This is a genomic window from Microbacterium sp. 2MCAF23, from assembly GCF_052115565.1.
GTDB lineage: Bacteria > Actinomycetota > Actinomycetes > Actinomycetales > Microbacteriaceae > Microbacterium.
On record NZ_JBFRGY010000009.1, the window covers coordinates 93122 to 115518 of the forward strand.

Here is a 22397-nt window from a genome sequence, read left to right on the forward strand (position 1 = left end):
TGCGAGGGGGTGAATCGGGCTGACCGCAGACGCCGCGGACGCCCACCGAGGCTCAGGAGGCGAACAGGCGCTGCAGGCGCTGCACGCCCTCGAGCAGCTGGTCGTCGCCGAGCGCGTACGACATGCGGATGTAGCCGGAGGGGCCGAACGCCTCGCCCGGGACCACGGCCACCTCGGCCTGGTCGAGGATGAGATCGGCGAGCTCGAGCGAGGTCGTCGGTGTCACCCCGCCCCAGGTGCGCCCGAGCAGGCCCTGCACATCGGGGTACACGTAGAACGCGCCGGTCGGGTTCGGCACCACGAGGCCGTCGATCTTGGACAGCTCGGAGACGATGAGCTTGCGGCGGCGGTCGAACGCCTCGCGGAACTGCTCCGCCTCGGTCTGCGGGCCGTTCAGGGCGGCGATCGCGGCGCGCTGGGCGACGTTGTTCACGTTGCTCGTGAGGTGCGACTGCAGGTTGCCGGCGATCTTGATGGCGTCGGCAGGACCCACCATCCAGCCCACGCGCCAGCCGGTCATGGCGTACGTCTTCGCGACGCCGTTGACCAGGATGGTCTGACCGGCGACCTCGGGCAGCGCCTCGACGACGGAGGTCGCCTTGACGCCCTCGTAGGTGAGGTTCTGGTAGATCTCGTCCGAGATGATCCAGATCCCGTGCTCGAGCGCCCAGGCGGCGATCGCCGCGGTCTCCTCGGGGGAGTAGACGGATCCGGTCGGGTTGGACGGCGACACGAACACCAGCACGGTCGTTCGGTCGGTGCGCGCGGCCTCGAGCTGGTCGACGGTGACCTTGTACTCCTGGTCCGCGCCGGCGAAGACCTCGACCGGCACGCCGTCGGCGAGGCGGATCGCCTCGGGGTAGGTGGTCCAGTACGGAGCGGGCAGCAGCACCTCGTCGCCCGGGTTCACCACGGCCTGGAACGCCTGGTAGACCGACTGCTTGCCGCCGTTGGTCACGATCACCTGGCTGGGGGAGACCTCGAGGCCGGAGTCGCGCAGCGTCTTCGCGGCGATCGCTTCGCGCAGCTCGGGCAGGCCGGCGGCGGGGGTGTAGCGGTAGTTCGCCGGGTTCGCGAGGGCCTCGGCCGCCGCGTCCACGATGAACTGCGGGGTGGCGAAGTCGGGCTCGCCCGCGGCGTACGAGACGACGGGCTTGCCCTCGGCCTTGAGGGCCTTGGCCTTGGCGTCCACCTTCAGCGTGGCGGACTCGGCGATGGCGGAGAGTTTGCGGGAGAGAGGCGCGCGTTCGGTCACGCCACCAGCGTACCCGCGCGCCTGTCGTGAGAAATGGCCATGACGTACAAAGCGCAGGCATCGTTCTCCGCCATGGCGAACAGGTGCGTATGTCGGATCGGGCATACGTGAGCGACGGCCGCATCCGGCATCCGTCAGCGTCCGAGAAGCGGATCCGGCCGCCGTTCAGGTCAGGAACGACGGCGGGACGGCGCAGTAGTCGGCCAGGCGCCGCGTGGGCGCGTCGGGATCCGTCACGTCGACCAGCGCGGTCGCCGCCGTGTGTGGCACCTCATCGCCGTCGATGAGCCACACCGAGAAGTGCCAGAGTCCGCGGGTGCGCTCGGCGAGCAGGCCGGTCGTGCCCGAGACGATCTGGACGGCGTCCGCCTGCGCGTCACGAAACGGTGTCACGATGTCCGACCGCAGGCCGGCCTCATCGCGATCCTGCTGCGCGACGACGGCCACCTCGACTCCCCGGGCTCGCAGCACGTCGCCGAGTTCCTCCGCGAAGGCGGCCGAGCGTTCCGCCGACGGGCTGCCCACGGCGAGCAGCCGCGCTCCACGGGGATAGTCGCGGAGGAATTCCTCGGCGAGGTCATCGAAGACGGGGCGCGTGGCGGGCCGGGCGGTCATAGCCCCAGCGTAGGCGCGGTCACCGGCCGTGCGGCGCGATCCGGGCGATCCGGATCCGCGGATCCCGGCACGCGAGTACGGGCCCGCACGGAGGATCCGGCCGGGCCGATCAGGTGACGGCGTCGCGCTCCTGGAACTCGGGAGCGCGCCACAGCTCCTCGTCGAGCACCCGGCGCAGGATCTCCACGGCGTCCCACACGTCGGCGTGTCCCAGATACATGGGGGTGATCCCGAATCGCAGCACCTCCGGTTCGCGGTAGTCGCCGATCACGCCATTCGCGATGAGCGCCTTCATCACCGCGTAGCCCTCGGGGTGGCGGAAGGAGACGTGGCTGCCGCGCTGGGCGTCGTCGCGCGGCGTGATGAGCGTGAGCGGGTGGTGCGCGAGCCGGGTCTCCGCCAGCCGGATGAAGAGCGTCGTCAGCGCGAGGGACTTGCGGCGCAGCGCCTCCTGGTCGACTTCGAGGTGCATGTCGAGCCCGACCTCCATAGTGGCCATCGACAGGATCGGCTGGGTGCCCACGAGGAAGCGCCGACCACCCGGAGCGGGGGCGTAGGAGTCGGTCATCGCGAACGGGCGATCGTGCCCCCACCAGCCGGTGAGCGGCGTCTCGACCCGGTCGAGGTGGCGTTCGGCGACCCAGAAGAACGCAGGGGAGCCGGGGCCGCCGTTGAGGTACTTGTAGGTGCAGCCGACCGCGAAGTCCGCGCCGGCATCGGCGACGGCGACGGGCACCGCGCCGACCGAGTGGCAGAGGTCCCAGACGGCCAGGGCGCCCGCATCGTGGATCTGCGCCGTCGCCCCCGCCATGTCCCACAGGTGGCCCGTGCGGTAGTTGACCTGGGTGAGCAGCACCACGGCGACGTCCTCGTCGAGCGCCGCGTCGAGGTCCTCGGGCGCGTCGATCAGCCGCAGGGAGTAGCCGCGGTCGAGCAGGGCCATCAGTCCCTCGACGATGTAGAGGTCGGTGGGGAAGTTCTCCCGCTCCGACACGATGACCCGGCGCTCCGGGGCGTCCTGCTGCTGCAGCCGGATCGCGGCCGAGACCGCCTTGAAGACGTTGATCGAGGTGGTGTCGGTCGCGACGCACTCACCTGCGCCACCGCCGATGAGCCGGCCGATCTTCTCTCCGATCCGGAGGGGCAGGGCGAACCAGTGGTTCTTGTTCCAGCTGCCGATGAGGTCCGCGCCCCACTCGCGGCTGACCACGTCGGCTGCACGGGCGACGGCGTCGCGGGGGAGCGCGCCGAGCGAATTGCCGTCGAGGTAGACGATGCCCTCGGTGAGGGCGAAGCGCTCGCGGAGGGATGCCAGTGGGTCGATCCGGTCGGCTTCCTGGCACTGCTCGCGGGTGATCGGCGCGGTATCCGTCATCGTGGAATCCTCCTCGGTCGTGGATCCGGCTCGGGCAGCCGGGATCCGGAGATCACGTTCCATGATGACGAATCGTCGACACAGCACCTAGGATTCCGACAGATATCCGAGATTCCCGTTGAATTGCGATGGATCACCGGATCGATGACGCCTCAGGAGGCACGATGGCGGACGGAATCCGGCTCACTGCGACGGATCGGCGGATCCTCGAGGAGCTGTCCCGTGACGGGCGGCTGTCGAACAAGGAGCTTGCCGCGCGGGTCGGCCTGCCCCGCTCGACCTGCCACGGACGGGTGCGCGCGCTCGAGGAGGCCGGCGTGATCCGGGGCTATCACGCCGAGCTCGACCCCGTGGCGGCCGGCGCCGGCGTCGAGGCGCTCATCATGGTCGCGGTCAAGGAGGACGCGCGGGATCAAGTGCCCGCCATCACGGCCCGCCTCCGCACGATCACCGGTGTGCAGCGCGTCTACCTGATCGGAGGCGTGCACGACCTCGTCATCCACGTCGCCTGCGAGAGCGTCCCGGGGCTGCGCGACTTCCTGCGCACGCATCTCGGATCCGTGCCGGCGCTGGGGCAGACCCAGACCCAGCTCATCTTCGAGCAGCACGCCGGTGCCGCGGTCATTCCGGGGTGAGCAGCGAGCCGCTGCGCCGCCGCACGGCCGGACGCAGCCCCGGCACGAGCGCGGGCGTGCGCTCGGCGTAGCGCGCGTAGGGCTCGCCGAGCTCCGCACGCAGATCGCGCTCCTCGAACCGGATCCCGATCGCGATGTAGCCGCTGAACGCCGCAGCGAACAGCGCGTGGCCCCAGGTCATGATCGGCGTGGCCCAGAACGCCAGGAGCAGGCCCAGCATGAGCGGGTGCCGCACGAGCGCATAGAGCCAGCGAGCCTGGAAGGCGGAGGCGGGCGGACGCCCCGACACGGCCTGACGGAGCCCGACGAAGCCCAGGTGGTCGATCAGGAACGTGGAGCCGATCGCGATGAGCCATCCCAGTGCGCAGACCGCCCACAGCGCGGTGCGCCAGGGCTCGGCGCCCACGTCCCAGATCACCGTCAGGATCGGCCGCCATTGCCACAGCACGAGCGCCAGCAGCGCACTCGCCGCCAGCACGTACGTCGAACGTTCGACTCGCACGGGGAGCATCCGGGCGAACCGTCGCTTGGTCGAGGCGCGGGCGAACACCGAGTGGTGCAGCGCGAACACGGCCACCAGCAGCAGGTCGATGGCCGCCGCGATCGGCCAGGCCGTGGCGGGCCCGCGGTCGACGGCGGTGGCGGGTCCGATATCGGAGAGGAACGCGACCGCCCAGACGATCACGGCCAGGAAGGCAAGATAGGCGACGGTGGCGTAGGCCGTGGCGAATACTCGCGTCATGACATCCCCGATCCGCGGTTGCTCACACCGGACGGCCGATGAAGCCGTGATCGATCGCGAACAGGCTCGCCCCGACCCGGTTCGCGACGCCGATCTTCGCGTAGGTGTGCTCGACGTGATTGCGTACGGTCTTCTCGCTGAGCGTCAGAACCGCGGCGATCTCGCGGTTGCTCCGCCCCTGCGCGACGAGCGTCAGGATCTCCGCCTCGCGAGGGGTGAGTCCGGCGGGAAGGGGCGGTCGTGTCCTCCGTGCACCGGTGCCGCCCGTCGCCGCCGCCGCGACCGCGGCGACCGCCTCCCCGTCGAGGTGCCCGGCGGCCACGCGCCGGCGCAGGCGCTCGATCGCCTCACCCGGTTCGAGCGCGGCACGGTACGGGCGCGGCTCGATCGCCGCCCGGAACGCGACGGCGGCGGCGAGCAGGCGGTCGGACCGGGTGAGGCTCGTCCCGGGCACTCCGGCCGGATAGCCGCTGCCGTCCAGGTGCTCGTGATGCGCGCGCACCAGGGCCGATTCGGCAGCGAGGCCCGGGATGCGCGCGAGCACGCGTCCCCCGAGGTACGGATGCATCCGCACCCGCTCCCAGTCGCCGTCGTCGAGCACGTCCGGCTTCGACCAGATCAGGTTCGACACGCCCAGTCGCCCGATGTCGTGCAGATGCGCCGCCCGCCGGAGGGTCGCGACCTCGTCGGCGGGCACGCCGATCTCCCGGGCCGCCGCACCCACGATCTCGGCGACCCCGCGCGAGTGCCCCAGCAGGAACGGGCACTTCAGGTCGGCGAAGTCGCCGATGGCGGCGACGGCGGCGTCGAGCGCATCGCCGTGCAGCACGTCGTCCCGATCGGGCGCGCACTCCAGGGCGGCGCGCCACGCGGCGGATCCGTGGGGGATGTCGAGCAGCGCGGCCGCATCGGCGGTGAACGCATCGACGATCAGGGGATCGAACTGTCCGCCTCGGCGCTCGCGGGCCATGCGGACCGCCGCTTCCGCTCCGCCGAGTCGATCGTGCACCTCGGCCGTGTCGGCGAGCTGCGCGATCCGCATCGCGATCGGGATCTCCTCACCTGCGAGCCCGCGCGGCAGGCCACGACCGTCGTATCGTTCGAAGGCCGCGGACACGGCCTCCTGCACCGCGCGCGGGAGGCCCAGGCGCTCGGCCAGCAGCGCAGCCGAAAGGCAGTGCGAGTGCAAGAGCGCGCCGAGTCGTCCGCGGGAGTCGATCATCAGCTCGGCGAGCGTGGCCGCGCGCCGGACGGGGGAGCGCCCCTCGGCGACGTGTTCGACGAGGAAGCGCAGGAACGGCAGCCCCGACCAGTCCACGAGGTAGGAGGCGCTGCGCACCGCGATGTCGTCGCCGAACCAGCGCGCGTACTCCTGCGAGTCGGCCGTGCAGCCGATCCACATGAGCAGCGTCGCCTGATAGGCGGTGCCGCGCTGCCCGTCGTCCAGGCCCAGGCGCGCGGCGAGGCGATCGGCGAGGAGCGCGGCGCGCATCATGTGCTCCGCCGGCTGGCCGAGGCCCAGGTCGATCGCGACGGAGACCGCCGCGATCATCTCGCCCCGGGTCGGAGCACCGGCTGTCGCGCCCACAGGTCCATTGTCGGCGACGCGGTCCTGCAGGGCCAGAGACATCAGCGCGGCCGCGCATCCTCGGTGCGGCCGTCCTCGGGCACGATCACGGCCGTGTGCTCCGCGGGATCGAAGGCGCTGAACCGCGCGTCCCCGACGTAGAACAACCCCCGCTGCGGCATCCAGAAGTCGCCGAGACTGCTCTGCCGGTCCAGCGCCCCGATCGGGCCGAGGTCCCGGCCCTGGATGGACGCCGTGCTCGCCGCGACGCGCCAGATCCTCGTCGGAACGACCTGGAAGCGCTGCCGGTTGGGGGCGGCTCCGGCCATCCGCATGCGGCCGGCGCGCAGCATCGGACGTGCCATCGGCCCCATGGCGCGCAGCATCGGGTCGCTGCGGCGTGCGGCCGCGGGAAGAGCGGATCCGAGCGCGGACATCGTGCGGGTCGCCGGCGTCGCCCGCAGCGTGAGCTCCCACTCCAGCACCCCGGGGATCCGCACGTGCAGATGCCTCGGATCGGGCCAGTGCAGGTCGATCTCGGGCACGCGCTCGAACGTCGCGGCCGAACTGAAGTAGCGCGGGCAGCTGTGCACCGGATCGGTGGTGGTGAACATGTGCCAGGCGCCGTCCGGAGTCCGGTGCCAGACCGCTCGGTACGCGGGACCGATGCTGGTCCGGGTCATCACCCGCAGCGCAAGGCAGTCGCCGCCGCGGAACGCCAAGCCGAGCACGCCGAATCCGGTGAACCGCTCGTCGTCGCCCTCGGGAAGGCGAGGGTGGCCCGTCACCTGGACTGAGGCGGCCTGAGGAGTGCTGGGGGTGGACATGGATCCACCTTCGCGCGGCGGGTGTGCCAGCGCATGAGGCATCCGCCCCGACTTCCGGCGCGGATGGAGCCGACCCACGCGGGACGCGTCAGCGCTCGACGAGCACGCCGTCCTCGTCGGCGTAGAGCCGCGCGCCGGGGCAGAACTCCACGTCGCCGAACCGCAGCATCACGTCGACCTGCCCGGTCCCTGCCTTGGCGCTTTTGCGAGGGTTCGTGCCGAGCGCCTTGACGCCCAGCGGGAGCCGGCCGATCGCCGCGCTGTCCCGGATCGCGCCGTGGACCAGCACGCCCGCCCAGCCGTTCGCGACCGCGCTCGCCGCGATCATGTCGCCCATGAGCGCGGTGCCGAGGGATCCGGATCCGTCGATCACGAGCACGGCTCCGGCGCCGTCGGTGGCGAGCAGGTCCTTCACGAGCTGATTGTCCTGGAAGCAGCGCACCGTGCGAATCGGACCTTCGAAGGCCGTGTGCCCGCCGAAATCGCGCAGTTGCAGGGCGAGGGACTGCAGGGTGTCTCCGTGCTCGTCGAAGAGGTCGGCGGTGGAGGTCATGCGGTGGGTCCTTTCATGTTTCTCTGGGGCCGTTGAGCGACGACGCGCGGAGCGCGACGGAGACGAAACGCGGTGATCCGACGAGCATGTCAGATCACCGCGTTTCGTCTCGGTCGCCTTCGGCGTCCTCGCTCAACGACCCCTGCGGGGTGTCAGCTGAACTGGTTCATCGTGTTGTGCTGACCGCCGGCCTTCAGGGCCGCGTCGCCGGCGAAGTACTCCTTGTGGTTGTCGCCGAGGTCGGATCCGGCCATGTTCTGGTGCTTGACCGTGGCGATCCCGCCGCGGATCTCGCGGCGCTGCACACCCTTGACGTAGGCGAGCATGCCCTCGTCGCCGAAGTAGCCCTTCGCGAGGTCATCGGTCGACAGCGCGGCCGTGTGGTAGGTCGGCAGGGTGATGAGGTGGTGGAAGATGCCGGCGCGGGCGGATCCGTCGCGCTGGAACGTGCGGATCTTCTCGTCCGCGAGACGCGCCAGCTCGGTGTCGTCGTACTCGACGCTCATCAGCTTGTCGCGATCGTATGCCGAGACGTCGGCACCCTGCGCGGCGAGGAGGTCGTACACCTGCTGACGGAAGTTCAGCGTCCAGTTGAACGACGGGCTGTTGTTGTAGACGAGCTTCGCATTCGGGATCACCTCGCGGATGCGGTCGACCATGCCGGCGATCTGCTCCACATGCGGCTTCTCCGTCTCGATCCACAGCAGGTCTGCACCGTTCTGCAGCGACGTGATGCAGTCCAGCACGCAGCGGTCCTCTCCGGTCCCCGGGCGGAACTGGTAGAGGTTGCTGGCCAGGCGCTTCGGGCGCAGCAGCGTGCCGTCGCGCTTGATGACCACGTCGCCGTTGCCGAGCTCGCTCTCGGAGATCTCCTCGACATCGAGGAAGGAGTTGTACTGGTCGCCCAGGTCGCCCGGCTCCTGCGTCACGGCGAGCTTCTGGGTGAGCCCGGCGCCGAGCGAGTCGGTGCGGGCGACGATGACGCCGTTGTCGATGCCGAGCTCGAGGAACGCGTAGCGGACGGCGTTGAGCTTGGCGATGAAGTCCTCGTGCGGCACCGTGACCTTGCCGTCCTGGTGACCGCACTGCTTCTCGTCCGACACCTGGTTCTCGATCTGGATGGCGCACGCGCCCGCCTCGATCATCTTCTTGGCGAGAAGATAGGTCGCCTCGGGATTGCCGAAGCCGGCGTCGATGTCGGCGATGATCGGGACGACGTGGGTCTCGTAGCCGTCGATCTGGGACTGGATGAACTCCGCAGCGGTCTCGTCGCCGGCCGCGCGGGCCGCGTCGAGCTGCGTGAAGAGCAGGTCCAGCTCTCGGGCGTCCGCCTGGCGCAGGAACGTGTAGAGCTCCTCGATCAGGGCGGGCACCGCCGTCTTCTCGTGCATCGACTGGTCCGGCAACGGCCCGAACTCGGAGCGGAGGGCGGCGACCATCCAGCCGGACAGATAGAGGTAGCGCTTGTTCGTCGTCTTGAGGTGCTTCTTGATCGAGATGAGCTTCTGCTGTCCGATGAAGCCGTGCCAGACGCCGAGCGACTGGGTGTACAGCGACGAGTCGGCGTCGTACTCCGCCATGTCGCGGCGCATGATGTCGGCGGTGTACTGCGCGATCTCGAGTCCGGTGCGGAAGCGGTTCTGCGCCCGCATGCGGGCCGCGGCCTCGGGGTCGATGGCGTTCCATCCGGATCCGGCCGCCGCCTTCAGCGCCTGGATGGCGTCGATGTCGTCCTGGTAGCGAGTCATGGTCATTCCTTCGTTCGTGGGCGATGGGTCGGGCGTCGAGCGGATCAGGCGGTCTCGACGAGGAAGCGGGAATAGGCGGGCAGCGTCAGGAACGCCGGGAACTCGGGCTGCAGCGCCACCTCGCGGAACACCGCGGCGGCGTCCTCGAAGCGGTCGCCTTCGGTGCGGGGGATCTCGGCGAGCACCTCGGAGATCAGGCCCTCGACGTACTCGGCCGTGATGAGCACGCCGTCCTGGGTGGACTGGCCCTGGTGGATCCACTGCCACACCTGCGAGCGGCTGATCTCGGCCGTCGCTGCGTCCTCCATGAGGTTGTCGATCGCGACGGCGCCCAGGCCGCGCAGCCAGGCCTCGATGTAGCGGATGGCCACGGAGACGTTGTCGCGGACGCCGGACGCGGTGATCGGACGACCGATGTGCACGTCGAGCAGTTCCTCGGCGCGCACCTGTACGTCGTCGCGCTGCCGGTCGAGCTGGTTGGGTCGGTCGCCCAGCACGGCGTCGAACTCGGCCTGCGCCGTGGGGATCAGGTCGGGGTGCGCCACCCAGGTGCCGTCGAAGCCGTCGCCGGCCTCGCGCTTCTTGTCGGCGGCGACCTTCTCGATGGCCCGGGCGGTCACCTCGGGGTCGCGCCGGTTCGGGATGAAGGCGCTCATCCCGCCGATCGCGAAGGCGCCGCGCTTGTGGCAGGTCTGCACGAGCAGCTCGGTGTAGGCCCGCATGAACGGCACCGTCATGGTGACCTCACTGCGGTCGGGCAGCACGAACCGGGCGCCGCGACCGCGGTAGTTCTTGATGATCGAGAAGATGTAGTCCCAGCGTCCGGCGTTCAGGCCCGCGCAGTGCTCGCGCAGCTCGAACAGGATCTCCTCCATCTCGAATGCAGCCGGCAGCGTCTCGATCAGCACCGTCGCGCGGATCGTGCCGCGCGGGATCCCGAAGTACTCCTCGCTGAAGGTGAACACGTCGTTCCAGAGCTTCGCCTCCTCGCTCGACTCGAGCTTGGCGATGTAGAAGTACGGCCCGCGGCCGGCCTCGATGAGGGCCTGCGCGTTGTGGAAGAAGTAGAGGCCGAAGTCGACCAGCGAGCCCGACGCGTCCATGCGGCGGCCGGTGCGGTCGGTGAACTCGAGGTGCTTCTCCGCGAGGTGCCAGCCGCGGGGCCGCATCACGATCGTCGGGGTCCGCTCCGCCGTGACGCGGTACTCCTTGCCGTCCTCGCTGGTGTGGGTCAGGCGTCCGCGGATCGCGTCGCGCAGGGACAGCTGTCCGCCGATCACGTTGCGCCAGGTGGGGCTCGTGGCGTCCTCCTGGTCGGCCAGCCACACCTTGGCGCCGGAGTTCAGCGCGTTGATGGTCATCTTCGGGTCGGTCGGGCCGGTGATCTCGACACGGCGGTCCTCGAGTCCGGGTCCGGCGCCCGCCACGCGCCAGTCGGCGTCCTCGCGGATGTGCCGCGTGTCGTCGCGGAAGCGCGGGTCGTGCCCGTTGCCGATCTCGAAGCGGCGGCGCATCCGGTCGGCGAGACGGTCGTGCCGGCGGCCGCCGAAGCGGTGGTGCAGCTCGGTGAGGAAGGCCACGGCGGCGGGGGTGAGGATCTCGCCGAAGCGCTCGTGCATCGGTCCGGTGATGCGGATCGCGGGGCCCTCGGTGCCGGGGACGGCTGCGCCGACGGTCCGGATCGGGGCGGTCGGCGACGCGGTGGGAATGGTCATGATCTGTCTCCTCCGTGAGTGGATCCGGTCCGGCGTCTGTGCCGGGGTGGCTTGAGACCACTCTGAGTGAAGATCTGGATCCGTCCTGACCAAAACGGGGGAGAAGTTTGGTCAGATTTCTGTTTTCGTGACAGAATCAGCGCCATGGTCACCGTAGACACCGCAGAAGAGGTCGACGCTCTCACGATCGGGCGTCGCATCCGCCAGCTCCGCACGGCGGCCGGGCTGACGCTCGAGCAGCTCGCGACGGCGATCGACCGGGCGCCGAGCCAGGTGTCCATGATCGAGACCGGCAAGCGCGAGCCGAAGCTCACCCAACTGCAGCTGATCGCCCGCGCGCTGGACACGACGATCGACCAGATCCTCGCCGAGCAGCCCCTCGACGAGCGCGCCGCGATGGAGATCGCGGTCGAGCGCGCGATGAAGGGGCAGACGTTCCAGGCGCTCGGCATCGCCCCGTTCCGGATCTCGAAGACCGTGCCGGATGAGGCGCTGCGGGCGCTGCTCGCCCTGCACGGCGAGATCGACAAGCTCCGCGACGAGCGCGCGGCGACTCCCGAGGAGGCCCGCCGTGCGAACGTGGAGCTGCGCCATCTCATGCGCCGTCAGGACAACCACTTCGCCGACCTGGAGAAGAAGGCGGCGGCGATCCTCGCCGCCGTGCACCACCCTGGCGGCCCGCTGACGCAGCGCAGCGCGAGCGATATCGCCGCGCACCTCGGCTTCACCCTGCACTACGCGCCCGACCTGCCCCAGTCCACGCGCAGCGTCGCCGACCTCGCGCACGGGCGGCTGTACCTCTCCAGCCGCGTGCCGGGCAAGGGCGACGCCCGTACGGCCGTGCTGCAGGCGCTCTCCAGCCGCATCCTCGGGCACTCCGAGCCGCGCAGCTACGCCGAGTTCCTGCGGCAACGCGTGGAGACCAACTACCTCACCGGTGCGCTGCTCATGCCGGAGGAGCACCTCGCGCCCGTGCTGAAGGACGCGAAGGAGCGCCGCGCGATCTCGATCGAGGACCTCCGCGACGCCTACTCGGTGTCGTACGAGACGGCGGCGCATCGGTTCACGAACCTCGCCACCCGGCACCTGGACATCCCGGTGCACTTCCTCAAGGTGCACGAGTCGGGCACCATCACGAAGGCCTACGAGAACGACGACGTGAACTTCCCGACCGACCGGCTCGGATCCATCGAGGGGCAGATGTGCTGCCGGCGGTGGACCAGCCGAGTCGTGTTCGAGGAGGAGGACCGGTTCAACCCGTACTACCAGTACACCGACACCGGCAACGGCACGTACTGGTGCACCGCCCGCGTGGAGGCGTCGAGCGAGGGCCTGCACTCGGTGAGCGTGGGCGTGCGCTTCGACGACACGAAGTGGTTCATCGGTCGTGACACGCCCAACCGCGGCGTCTCGAAGCACTCGGTCGAGGTGTGCTGCCGGCGCGCTCCGGCGGATCTCGAGAAGCGCTGGCGGGAGCAGTCCTGGCCGAACGTGCGCACGCCGCGCACCCTGCTCGCCACGCTGCCGACCGGAGCGTTCCCCGGTGTCGACACGACCGACGTGTACGAGTTCCTCGAGGCGCACGCCCCGGACTGAGGCGCGCCATCCGCGACGAACAAGCTGCCGGGCATCGCCCAGCGATATCCGGCTGTGTCCGCCGCGAGCTGAGCTGAGCTGAGCTGAGCTGAGATGAGCACCGGGAAGAGTTCACCCTCCGCGAAATCGCCCGTCGTCTCATGCTCCGGCGGTTCGCATCGCAGCGCACGGGAACGGTGGCGAACGCGGGACTCACTCGACTCCCGATCGAGCCATCGGCTGCATTCCGGAGGGATCCGGTCCCATCCGACGATGCGGCGGCGCGTGCGTCCTCGACGAAGAGGAAGAAATGTTATCGCTCACGGCTTGAAGGCCATGAGGCGACGGCTGCTCGATGCAAAGCGCCCATGCTGACAGCCTTGTTATCAAATTGTGATCGCTCACAACGTGGCGCTGGGAGAAATGTGAAGGCTAACATTTCGGCACAGGCCTCCCAGGCCCACACGAGACTCCGGCGAGGATGCCGGATTGAACAAGGAGGTTCCAGTGAAGAAGGGCATCATCGCGGGCATCGCGCTGCTCGGCGCCGTGGCCATGGCGGCCACCGGTTGCTCCGGAGGATCTTCGGCCGCATCCGGCGGGTCGAAGGGGGACGGGGTCGTCACGGTCGGCTTCGCGCAGACCGGGTCGGAGAGCGGATGGCGCAGCGCCAACACGGAGTCGATGAAGGACGCGTTCTCCGCCAAGAACGGCTTCAAGCTGATCTTCAACGCCGCCGACAACAAGCCGGAGAACCAGATCGCTGCCGTCCGCAACTTCATCAACCAGGGCGTGGATGCGATCGTCATCGCCCCGGTCGTCACCACGGGATGGGACGACGTGCTCAAGGAGGCGAAGGATGCGAACATCCCGGTCATCCTCGAGGACCGCACGATCGATGGCTCCAGCGATCTGTACAAGGCATGGATCGGCGACGACTTCAAGAAGGAGGGGGAGACCGCGGGCACCTGGGCGAAGCAGACTCTCGGCGACAAGGCCACCAACATGGTCGTTCTCGAGGGCACCACTGGTTCCGCCCCCGCCATCGATCGCGCCACCGGCTTCGATGACGCGATCAAAGGCAGCCAGATCAAGAAGCTGGACTCGCAGACGGGCAACTTCACGCGCGCCGATGGCAAGACGGTCATGGAGGGGTTCCTGCAGAAGTACGGCAAGAGCATCAACCTGCTCTTCGCGCAGAACGATGACATGGGCCTCGGCGCCCTCGACGCGATCAAGGCCGCGGGCCTCACGCCGGGCAAGGACATCCAGATCGTGACGATCGATGCGACCCACGATGGTCTTCAGGCCGCCGCCAACGGCGAGTTCAACTACGTGGTGGAGTGCAACCCGCTGCTCGGTCCGACCGTCGCCAAGACCGTCAAGGACGTGCTGGCCGGCAAGGACGTCGAGAAGAAGCAGACCGCCGTCGACCAGTCGTTCACCCCGGAGCAGGCGAAGACGGCCTTGCCCGACCGCAAGTACTGAGGATCCGAGGGGAGGGCGCCTCGCGTCCTCCCCTCGCCTCGTGAGAAAGGCAATCATGGTCACTGGCGACCACCGCAGCGTCATCGAGATGCGCGGCATCAACATCTCCTTCCCGGGCGTGAAAGCACTGCAAGATGTCGACTTCACCCTCAGGGCCGGCGAGGTGCACACCCTCATGGGCGAGAACGGCGCGGGCAAGTCCACCCTCATCAAGGCGCTCACCGGGGTGTACCGGATCGACACCGGCCTCATCCGGGTCGACGGAACGGACAAGGTGTTCGGCGGCACCGCCGACGCGCAGGATGCGGGTGTGTGGACCGTGTACCAGGAGGTCAACCTCTGCGCGAACCTCTCCGTCGGTGAGAACGTCATGCTGGGGCAGGAGATCCGCGGTCCGTTCGGCATCGACTGGCGGCGCACGCACGATTCAGCGAGCAGGCACCTGCGCAGCCTCGGTCTGACGATCGATCCCCGTTCGCCGTTGTCGTCGCACTCGATCGCCGTGCAGCAGCTGGTCGCGATCAGCAGGGCCATGGTCTCGGACTGCAAGGTTCTCGTGCTGGATGAGCCGACTTCGAGCCTGGACCGCGACGAGGTCGACCAGCTCTTCGCCGTCATGCGCGATCTGCGCGATCGGGGCGTCGCGATCCTCTTCGTCACGCACTTCCTCGATCAGGTATACGAGATCTCCGACCGCCTCACGGTGTTGCGCAACGGTTCGCTCGTGGGCGAGTACGCGGCGTCCGAAGTGGACCGCACCGAGCTCATCGGGCTCATGCTCGGCCGCGAGCTCCAGGAGCTGGAGTCCATCGACACCGCAGAGCGGCATGTGGATCGCTCCGGCATCCCCGTGCTGCGCGCGACCGGCATCGGCCGTCGCGGAGCCATCGAGCCGGTCGACCTCGAGGTCTTCGACGGCGAGGTCGTGGGGCTCGCCGGTTTGCTCGGGTCCGGTCGTACCGAACTAGTGCGACTGCTCTCCGGCGCCGACACCGCCGACAGCGGGCAGATCGCGGTGCACGGCGAACGGGTACGCATCTCCGCGCCCCGCGACGCGATCGATGCGCGCATCGCGTTCACCTCCGAAGACCGCAGGGAGGAAGGGATCGTGGGAGACCTCACGGTCGCCGAGAACATCGTGCTCGGCATCCAGGCGCGCCGCGGCTGGATGCGCAAGGTGCCCCAGGCCGAACAGGACGTCGTGGTGGGCGAATACATCACGGCGCTGGGCATCCGGCCTGCGGACCCGAATGCTCGCGTCCGCAACCTCTCCGGGGGCAACCAGCAGAAGGTCGTCCTGGCGCGCTGGCTCGCCACGGCACCTGAGCTGCTCATCCTGGACGAGCCGACCCGCGGCATCGACGTGGGCGCCAAAGCGGACATCCAGCGTCTCGTCTCACGGTTGTCCTCGGAGGGGCTGTCGGTCGTCTTCATCTCCTCCGAGCTGGAAGAGGTCCTGCGCCTGTCGCAGCGCATCGTGGTGATGCGCGATCGCCGTAAGATCGGCGAACTGACCACCACCGCCGACACCGAGGTCGACGAACTCGTCGGCATCATCGCCAGGGGATCGACGGACGCCGCGGATGTCCTCGACGAGATCACGAAGGAGCACGCGGCATGACCGATGCGGCACGCGGCATCTCGCTGAAGAAGATCCTGACGCACCGACTCGCGCTGCCCATCGGCGCGTTGCTGGCGCTGGTGCTGCTGAACACCATCGCACGGCCATCCTTCCTGGCCGTCTCCCTGCGGGACGGCCAGCTGTACGGCTCGCTCATCGACATCATCCGCAACAGCGCGCCTCTCATGCTCGTCGCGCTCGGCATGATGATCGTGATCGCCACCCGCGGCATCGATCTTTCGGTCGGCGCGATCATGGCGGTCTCGGGCGCAGTCAGCCTCACCATCATCAAGGGATCGCCGAACCCGAACGACCTCGGCGTCATCGCCCTGGCGATCCTCGCGGGCCTGATCACGACCCTGCTGTTCGGGGCCTGGAACGGATTCCTGGTCGCGGTGCTCGGGATCCAGCCGATCATCGCGACTCTCGTCCTCATGCTGGCCGGGAGAGGCATCGCCTTCCTCATCACGCAGGGCAACATCACCACGATCAACAGCGCGCCGTACCAGTTCATGGCACAGGGCTACGTGATCGGACTTCCCTTCGCGTTCCTCGTCGCGGTCGTGGCGATCGTCGTGGTCGCGCTCGTCGAACGGCGCACCGCCCTCGGCATGCTCACGGAGGCGGTCGGCATCAACCCGACCGCGAGCCGGATCGCCGGCGTGCGAGCGCGCGGCATCATCTGGGGTGCCTACGCGGCCAGCGGGCTCCTCGCCGGCATGGCAGGCGTGCTCTACACGTCCAACATCATGGCGGCTGACGCGAACAACGCCGGCGTGAACATCGAAGTGGACGCGATCCTCGCCGTCGTGCTCGGCGGCGCATCGCTCATGGGCGGGCGCTTCACGATCGCCGGCACGGTGATCGGCGTCTACACGATCCAGACGCTCACCTCGACCATCACCTTCCTCGGCGTCCCGCCGGCTGTCACGCCGGTGTTCAAAGCTGCGGTGATCGTGATCGTCTGCCTGGCGCAGTCCACCCGCATGCGCGCCTGGTTCCGGGGCCGGGCATTCCGATCCGCCGGATCGGGACCGATCCGGCGCGAGTCGGCAGAGACGCCCGCCCTCGTCGGCGCGGGGGAGGGGAAGGCGTGATGAGCGCCACTGTCACGGGGCTGTCCCCCGAAAGCGATCTGACCGGCCGCCTGCGCGCCTTCGCCGTACGACACAGCGGATGGGTGCCGGTGCTGGCCGCAGCCGCGATCTTCGTCGCGATGCTGATCGGCGGGCAGGTGTACTTCGGCACCTTCGTCTCGCCGCGGCTGCTGTCCTCGCTGCTGCTCGACAACGCCTACCTGCTGATCCTCGCGGTCGGCATGACGTTCGTGATCCTCAGCGGCGGAATCGACCTCTCGGTCGGGGCGGTCATGGGCTTCACGGGCATCCTGGGCGCCAAGCTCCTGCTCTCCGGTGTACCGCCGTTCATCGCGGTACCCGTCATGATCGCCGCCGGCGCCGTGATCGGCCTGTTCATCGGGGTGCTCGTGCAGTACTTCGACGTGCAGCCGTTCATCGCGTCTCTGGCCGGGATGTTCCTGGCCCGTGGCCTGGCGTTCGTGGTGAGCCTGGACACCCTGCGCGTGTCGGATCCATTCCTCGGCGCTCTGCAGTCCTCCCGGTTCCGCCTGCCCGGCGGCTGGTACATCACCCCGACCGTCATCATCGCGCTCGTCGCCGTCGTGATCGCGGCGTGGGTGCTGGGCTGGACCCGGTTCGGTCGCACCGTCTACGCGGTGGGCGGCAACGAGCAGTCGGCGCCTCATGGGCTTGCCGGTTGCGCGCGCCAAGCTGCTCGTCTACGCCATCAGCGGCACGTGCGCGGGCCTCGCCGGGGTCGTCTTCACCGCCTACACGAGCTCCGGGTACAGCCTCAACGGTATCGGTACCGAGCTCGACACGATCGCGGCGGTGGTCATCGGCGGGACGCTGCTCAGCGGTGGCAGCGGCTATGTGCTCGGCTCGCTGTTCGGTGTGCTCGTCTACGGTCTGATCAAGACCGTGATCAGCTTCCTCGGTGTCGACACCTCCTGGATGCGGATCACGATCGGCGCCCTGCTGCTGGTCTTCGTCGTGGTGCAGCGCTTCCTGGTGATGAGGGCGCGCCGACGGTGAGCCCGAATGCGGAAATCGGGCGACGACATCGGACACGATAGGAACATGTCGAAGCCCGTCGAGCCGCTCGTCGAGATCCGGGGCGCCACCGTGCGCTTCCAGGGCTCGACGGCGCTCGCCGACGTCGATTTCCGGATGTTCCCCGGCGAGGTGCATTCGCTCATGGGGGAGAACGGGGCGGGCAAGTCGACGCTGATCCGCGCGCTCACCGGTGCGCTCGCCCTGGACGCCGGCATCATCCGGCTGGACGGGACCCGGGTTCGCTTCGCCACCCCGGCCGATGCGTTGCGTCACGGGATCAGCACGGTGTACCAGGAGATCGATCTGCTGCCGAACCTGTCCGTCGCAGAGAACATCTGGCTCGGCCGGGAGCCGCGCCGGTTCGGGGGGATCGACTTCCCGCAGATGCGGCGCCGCACGGCGACGGTCCTGGACGACCTGGGGGTGGCGATAGATCCGGCCTCTCCGCTGGGAGCGCATCCGCTCGCCATCCAGCAGCTGGTCGCGATCGCGCGGGCGATCGCGACCGACGTCAGGATCCTGGTACTGGACGAGCCGACCTCGAGTCTGGATCTCGACGAGGTCGCCGAGTTGTTCCGAGTGATCCGCAAACTCAAGAAGCGCGGAGTGGCGATCCTCTTCGTGTCCCATTTCCTCGACCAGGTGTACGAGATCTGCGACCGGGTGACCGTGCTGCGTGGTGGGCGTCTCGTCGGCGAGTATCTGACGACAGAGCTGCTGCGGATCGACCTTGTCGAGAAGATGCTCGGCCGGTCCCTGCCCGCCCACCTCGCGTCCCCGCCGGAAGTGGTGGAAGATGACGAGGTCGCTCTCCTCGCCGCCGAGGGGCTCACGGTCGGCAGAGGCATCGTGGACGCCGACCTGCGCATCGGGGAGGGCGAGGTGCTCGGCGTCGCCGGGCTGCTCGGCTCCGGGCGGACCGAACTTGCCCGGGCGCTCTCCGGCGTCGACCGCCTGGATGCCGGGATTCTGCGCGTCGAGGGCACGGCGAGGACGTGGCGTTCTCCGCGGCAGGCGATCGATCTCGGCATCGTGTACTCGTCCGAGGACCGTCGGACCGAGGGAATCGTGGGCGGCCTCAGCGTCCAGGACAACATCACGCTCGCGGTGCAGGCGCAGCGCGGCATACTGCGCCGTATGCGCCGGTCCCGTCAGCGCGAACTGGCGATGAGCTGGATCGAGGCGCTCGGGATCCGCCCCGCTGATCCGGATCTGCCCGCCGGAATCCTGTCCGGAGGCAATCAGCAGAAGGTGCTGCTCGCGCGCATGCTGGCGCTGTCTCCGCGCGTGCTGGTGCTGGACGAGCCCACCCGCGGCATCGACGTCGGCGCTAAAGTCGAGATACAGAAACTCGTGGGCGAGTTCGCTGACAACGGGCTGTCGGTCGTGTTCATCTCCGCCGAACTGGAGGAGGTGCTGCGCGTGGGCCATCGCGTCGTGATCCTGCGCGGGGGGCGCGTGGTCGACAGCGCCGCCACGGCTGACCTGACGGTGGATTCGCTGCTCGCTCTCGTTGCGCGCCCCGAGGACGAGGAGTGACGTGACCGACGACATTCCCGCCCGCGCTGCGAACATCTTCGACGTCGCGCGGCTTGCCGGCGTCTCGCACCAGACCGTGTCGCGTGTGATCAACGACCTGCCCAATGTGCGGCCTGCGACGAAGGCCCGCGTCGAGCATGCGATCGCGCAGCTGCGCTACAGCCCGTCGCCTGCGGCCAGGGCGCTGGTCACCCGACGCACCAGGACGATCGGGCTGGTGACGCCCGGGGTGCCCGACTTCGGCCCGTCCGCGATCGCGATGCATTTCAACGCCGCCGCCCGAACCGCCCGGTACACGGTGGACTCGGTTAGTCTTCTCGATGAGGACCCGGCGATCGGCGTGCGCTCGGCGGTCGAGGGCCTGCTGCGCCAGCGGGTGGATGCGATCGCCCTCGTGGTCGTCGATCTTGCGGCGTTGGAGACGGTGCGCAGCATCGAGCTGTCCATCCCAATGGTCGCCTCGGCGGCCACGCCTCGCCGGCACGCACGGCTGGTCTCGATCGATCAGTATCGCGGGGCGCGGCAGGCGGTGCGGCATCTCGCCGAACTCGGCTACACCCGGATCCTGCATCTCGCCGGTCCCCAGCAAGCGCCGGACGCCGTGGAGCGGGTGCGGGGCTGGCGTGATGAGCTCGCCGAGCGTCGTCTGGAGATCGTCTCGCCGGTCGCCGGGGACTGGAGCGCCGCGAGTGGATACCGCCTCGGGTCGAACCTGGACATCGCGCAGGGCATGGCCGTGTTCGCCGCGAACGATCAGATGTCGATCGGGCTGCTCTCCGCGCTGCGGGAGCGGGGCCTGCGCGTCCCCGAGGATGTCAGCGTGGTGGGCTACGACGACGTCCCCGAAGCGGCCTTCCTGTATCCGGCGCTGACCACGGTGCGGCAGGACTTCGCGGCCCTCGGCGAACTCATGATGCAGAAGCTGCTTCTCGCGTTCGAGGAGCCCGATCGCATGACCGAGGACACCCCGATCCCGACCAGGCTCATCGTGCGTCAGTCCACCCGCGCGGCGCACGCACCGGACTGAGGCTTCGGGTGGCCGCGGTGCGCTGACCCCGTCCGACACACGGATGGCGCCGGCCCCGAAAGGCCGACGCCGTCCGGCGTTTTCGAGCGCGTTACGCGCGCCGGATCCTGGCGCGCGCGAGCAGCAGGCCGCCCGCGATCAGTGCGAGGGCGACGAGCGCCGCCGCGCCGATCGTGCCACCCGTGAGCGCCAGGCTGCCGCCGTCGTTCCCGCTGCCCGGCGGGAGCGCGACGGCCGGAGCGGTCGGGCTCGGCGACGCGGTCGGGGTGGTCGGTGCGCCCTCCGCGACCGTGAACGTGACGCTCAGGGCCTTGCCGGTCTGTTCACCGGTCACGGCGACCGTGTACTCGCCCGGCTCGGTCGGCGCGGTCAGCGGCACCGCCACGCCCCCGTCGATGACATCCGTGCGGCCGATCGTGGTGGCGGCGGCGCGTGCGGTCGCCCCGGACGCCGAGACGGATCCGTTCACCTGCCGGTCGCCGTTCAGGCCTGCGGCCGTGATGGTGAGCGTGCCGCCGGGGGCGACCTTCTCTGGTGCCGTGAGGGTGCCGCCGGCCGACAGCGCGACGAGATCCCGGTTCAGTTGCAGGGCGCCCGCGATGGTGAAGAAGTTGTCGGTCTGGTCCGTGAGTCCCACGACGTTCGCCGCCCCCGGACCGTAACCCGCGATGCGCACCTGGGTGCCCGTGTGCTGCTGCGAGCCGCCCGCCCCTGCGGTGCCGTAGGAGACCCTCATCGTGGAGCCCTCCGTGGTCTTCAGTACGATCGAGAGCGAGGTCGGCGGGGTGCTGTCCACGATCTGCGAGGTGTGCGCGTGATCAGCGGTGACGATCACGAGCGTGTTGCCGTCGGCCTTCGCGAAGTCGAGCGCGACCTGCACGGCCTCGTCGAGATCGATGGTCTCGCCGATCTGGCCGCAGGCGTTGGCGGCGTGGTCCTGCTTGTCGATGGACGCGCCCTCGACCTGCAGGAAGAAGCCCCTATCGCCCTTGAGCAGGTCGATCGACTTCTGGGTGAGCGCCGCGAGCGAGAGCGACGACCCCAGCCGGTCGGCGCTCTCGGTGCAGGCGACAGGCGCCGCGTCGGCGCCGCCGACGGTGGCGGTGGTCTCGGCGAAACGGGTCGGGAAGTTGCCGGGGGTGAACGTGCCCAGCACCGGACGGGCCTGGTCCGCGGCGCTGATCGCGGCGAGATCGGCAGCCGTGCGGGCGACCTGGTATCCGCGGGTCTCCGCCTGCTGGAACAGGGTCGCGCCCGGCCAGGCGCCCGCCTTCGCGGTCTGCTCGAAGGATTCGGATCCGCCGCCCAGAGTGACGTCGGCGCGGGTGTCCAGGATCTGCTCGCTGATCGAGCCCTTGCCGCCGTTCTCGAGCAGGTCGGCGCCGCACTGCTTCACCGAGTCGGGTCCGTAGCACTTGCGGCCGGCGACGTGCGCGGCCTGCACGGCCGGGGTGGCATCCTGCAGCTCGGCAGTGGAGACGTTGCCCGTCTTGCGCCCGTTCGCCTTGGCCAGCTCGATCAGGGTGTCGTGCCCCTTGCCCGCGATGTCGACGGAGATCGCGCCGTCGTAGGTCTTGGTGCCGGTCGCCCAGGCGGATCCGGTCGCCCCCGAGTCCGGCACGTAGTCCGCCGAGCCGTCCTTGTTCAGCGAGTAGGTCGTGTACGAGCCGGTCAGCGGCAGTGCATCGATGCCCGGCAGATGTCCGCCCGCGCCGTACTGGTAGTCGCGGGCGACCGAGATCTCGGAGTCGCCCATGCCGTCGCCGATGAGCAGGATCACGTTCTTCGCGGGGCCGTCGACGATCGCGTCGCGCAGGGCCGCGGTGCGGTCGCCGTCGTTGCGGGTGGCGCCGCCCGGCGCGGACGGGTCGACGGGCGCGGCCGCGTAGGCGGCAGGTGCGGCCAGCGCGGCGCCGGCGACGAGGGTGAGCGCGATCGCAGAGCGCGCGATCGTGGTTCTGGCAGTCATGGCTGTCTTCC

Annotated in this window: 17 protein-coding genes and 1 pseudogene; 8 read left to right on the forward strand and 10 right to left on the reverse strand. The window is 69.4% G+C overall.

What is annotated here, in order from left to right:
* Nucleotides 1–52 precede the first annotated feature (52 nt).
* The 3 genes from AB4078_RS10860 to kynU all read right to left on the reverse strand — a co-directional run bounded on the left by AB4078_RS10860 (nt 53) and on the right by kynU (nt 3245).
* Nucleotides 53–1255: a pyridoxal phosphate-dependent aminotransferase gene (locus AB4078_RS10860; protein ID WP_441977149.1), complete on the reverse strand. Its 1203-nt coding sequence runs from the start codon at nt 1253–1255 to the stop codon at nt 53–55.
* A gap of 165 nt (nt 1256–1420) precedes the next feature.
* Nucleotides 1421–1870, reverse strand: coding sequence for a hypothetical protein (locus AB4078_RS10865; RefSeq protein WP_441977150.1), 450 nt, complete (start codon nt 1868–1870; stop codon nt 1421–1423).
* A 109-nt stretch (nt 1871–1979) separates the two neighbouring features.
* Entirely contained in the window at nt 1980–3245 is a 1266-nt protein-coding gene (kynU, locus tag AB4078_RS10870; protein ID WP_441977151.1) for a kynureninase, read from the reverse strand.
* A 164-nt stretch (nt 3246–3409) separates the two neighbouring features.
* Between kynU and AB4078_RS10875 the strand changes: the two genes are divergently transcribed.
* Nucleotides 3410–3880 (forward strand): Lrp/AsnC family transcriptional regulator, encoded by a 471-nt coding sequence (locus AB4078_RS10875; RefSeq protein ID WP_441977152.1) that lies wholly within the window; start codon nt 3410–3412, stop codon nt 3878–3880.
* On the opposite strand, the gene AB4078_RS10880 is transcribed toward AB4078_RS10875, so the two are convergent.
* The 6 genes from AB4078_RS10880 to aceB form a co-directional block, all read right to left on the reverse strand.
* Nucleotides 3867–4622 carry a methyltransferase family protein gene (locus AB4078_RS10880; protein ID WP_441977153.1) on the reverse strand — a complete coding sequence of 252 codons (756 nt, stop codon included), beginning with the start codon at nt 4620–4622 and terminating at the stop codon, nt 3867–3869. The two genes, AB4078_RS10875 and AB4078_RS10880, sit on opposite strands and share 14 nt — an antisense overlap.
* A 22-nt stretch (nt 4623–4644) precedes the next feature.
* Nucleotides 4645–6252, reverse strand: coding sequence for an HD domain-containing phosphohydrolase (locus AB4078_RS10885; RefSeq protein ID WP_441977154.1), 1608 nt, complete (start codon nt 6250–6252; stop codon nt 4645–4647).
* Complete coding sequence (locus tag AB4078_RS10890) at nt 6252–7016, reverse strand: hypothetical protein (RefSeq protein WP_441977155.1); 765 nt, start codon at nt 7014–7016, stop codon at nt 6252–6254. Before AB4078_RS10890 ends, AB4078_RS10885 begins: the two co-directional genes overlap by 1 nt.
* 88 nt (nt 7017–7104) lie before the next feature.
* Entirely contained in the window at nt 7105–7569 is a 465-nt protein-coding gene (gene rraA / locus AB4078_RS10895) for a ribonuclease E activity regulator RraA (RefSeq protein WP_441977156.1), read from the reverse strand.
* 152 nt (nt 7570–7721) lie between these two features.
* A complete protein-coding gene (locus AB4078_RS10900; protein WP_441977157.1) occupies nt 7722–9317 on the reverse strand; it encodes an isocitrate lyase in 1596 nt (531 codons plus the stop codon).
* Nucleotides 9318–9361: 44 nt separating this feature from the next.
* Nucleotides 9362–11032, reverse strand: coding sequence for a malate synthase A (aceB, locus tag AB4078_RS10905; protein WP_441977158.1), 1671 nt, complete (start codon nt 11030–11032; stop codon nt 9362–9364).
* Between the two features lie 144 nt (nt 11033–11176).
* On the opposite strand from aceB, the gene AB4078_RS10910 reads away from it, so the two are divergent.
* The 7 genes and pseudogenes from AB4078_RS10910 to AB4078_RS10940 all read left to right on the forward strand — a co-directional run bounded on the left by AB4078_RS10910 (nt 11177) and on the right by AB4078_RS10940 (nt 20417).
* On the forward strand, nt 11177–12628 hold the full coding sequence (locus AB4078_RS10910; protein ID WP_441977159.1) for a helix-turn-helix domain-containing protein: 1452 nt from the start codon (nt 11177–11179) through the stop codon (nt 12626–12628).
* 486 nt (nt 12629–13114) lie between these two features.
* A complete protein-coding gene (locus tag AB4078_RS10915) occupies nt 13115–14095 on the forward strand; it encodes an ABC transporter substrate-binding protein (RefSeq protein WP_441977160.1) in 981 nt (326 codons plus the stop codon).
* Between the two features lie 55 nt (nt 14096–14150).
* Nucleotides 14151–15716, forward strand: coding sequence for a sugar ABC transporter ATP-binding protein (locus AB4078_RS10920; protein WP_441977161.1), 1566 nt, complete (start codon nt 14151–14153; stop codon nt 15714–15716).
* Nucleotides 15713–16813, forward strand: a complete 1101-nt coding sequence (locus AB4078_RS10925; protein WP_441977162.1) for an ABC transporter permease — start codon at nt 15713–15715, stop codon at nt 16811–16813. The genes AB4078_RS10920 and AB4078_RS10925 overlap by 4 nt, the downstream gene beginning before the upstream one ends.
* A gap of 221 nt (nt 16814–17034) precedes the next feature.
* Nucleotides 17035–17830: pseudogene (locus tag AB4078_RS10930) on the forward strand (ABC transporter permease subunit).
* Nucleotides 17831–17875: 45 nt separating this feature from the next.
* Nucleotides 17876–19390, forward strand: a complete 1515-nt coding sequence (locus tag AB4078_RS10935; RefSeq protein ID WP_441977163.1) for a sugar ABC transporter ATP-binding protein — start codon at nt 17876–17878, stop codon at nt 19388–19390.
* Between the two features lies 1 nt (nt 19391).
* The gene (locus AB4078_RS10940) at nt 19392–20417 is read left to right on the forward strand and encodes a LacI family DNA-binding transcriptional regulator (protein ID WP_440733549.1); all 1026 of its coding nucleotides are present in this window, start codon (nt 19392–19394) and stop codon (nt 20415–20417) included.
* Nucleotides 20418–20508: 91 nt separating this feature from the next.
* Here AB4078_RS10940 and phoA read toward each other — a convergent pair whose 3' ends face one another.
* Nucleotides 20509–22386 (reverse strand): alkaline phosphatase, encoded by a 1878-nt coding sequence (gene phoA / locus AB4078_RS10945; RefSeq protein WP_441977164.1) that lies wholly within the window; start codon nt 22384–22386, stop codon nt 20509–20511.
* Between the last annotated feature and the right edge of the window lie 11 nt (nt 22387–22397).

Coding starts and splice junctions, on each gene's coding strand:
- AB4078_RS10865 (WP_441977150.1), bottom strand. CDS start 1,870: ATGACCGCCCGGCCCGCCACGCGCCCCGTCTTCGATGACCTCGCCGAG.
- kynU (WP_441977151.1), bottom strand. CDS start 3,245: ATGACGGATACCGCGCCGATCACCCGCGAGCAGTGCCAGGAAGCCGAC.
- AB4078_RS10875 (WP_441977152.1), top strand. CDS start 3,410: ATGGCGGACGGAATCCGGCTCACTGCGACGGATCGGCGGATCCTCGAG.
- AB4078_RS10880 (WP_441977153.1), bottom strand. CDS start 4,622: ATGACGCGAGTATTCGCCACGGCCTACGCCACCGTCGCCTATCTTGCC.
- AB4078_RS10885 (WP_441977154.1), bottom strand. CDS start 6,252: ATGTCTCTGGCCCTGCAGGACCGCGTCGCCGACAATGGACCTGTGGGC.
- AB4078_RS10890 (WP_441977155.1), bottom strand. CDS start 7,016: ATGTCCACCCCCAGCACTCCTCAGGCCGCCTCAGTCCAGGTGACGGGC.
- rraA (WP_441977156.1), bottom strand. CDS start 7,569: ATGACCTCCACCGCCGACCTCTTCGACGAGCACGGAGACACCCTGCAG.
- AB4078_RS10900 (WP_441977157.1), bottom strand. CDS start 9,317: ATGACTCGCTACCAGGACGACATCGACGCCATCCAGGCGCTGAAGGCG.
- aceB (WP_441977158.1), bottom strand. CDS start 11,032: ATGACCATTCCCACCGCGTCGCCGACCGCCCCGATCCGGACCGTCGGC.
- AB4078_RS10910 (WP_441977159.1), top strand. CDS start 11,177: ATGGTCACCGTAGACACCGCAGAAGAGGTCGACGCTCTCACGATCGGG.
- AB4078_RS10920 (WP_441977161.1), top strand. CDS start 14,151: ATGGTCACTGGCGACCACCGCAGCGTCATCGAGATGCGCGGCATCAAC.
- AB4078_RS10925 (WP_441977162.1), top strand. CDS start 15,713: ATGACCGATGCGGCACGCGGCATCTCGCTGAAGAAGATCCTGACGCAC.
- AB4078_RS10935 (WP_441977163.1), top strand. CDS start 17,876: ATGTCGAAGCCCGTCGAGCCGCTCGTCGAGATCCGGGGCGCCACCGTG.
- phoA (WP_441977164.1), bottom strand. CDS start 22,386: ATGACTGCCAGAACCACGATCGCGCGCTCTGCGATCGCGCTCACCCTC.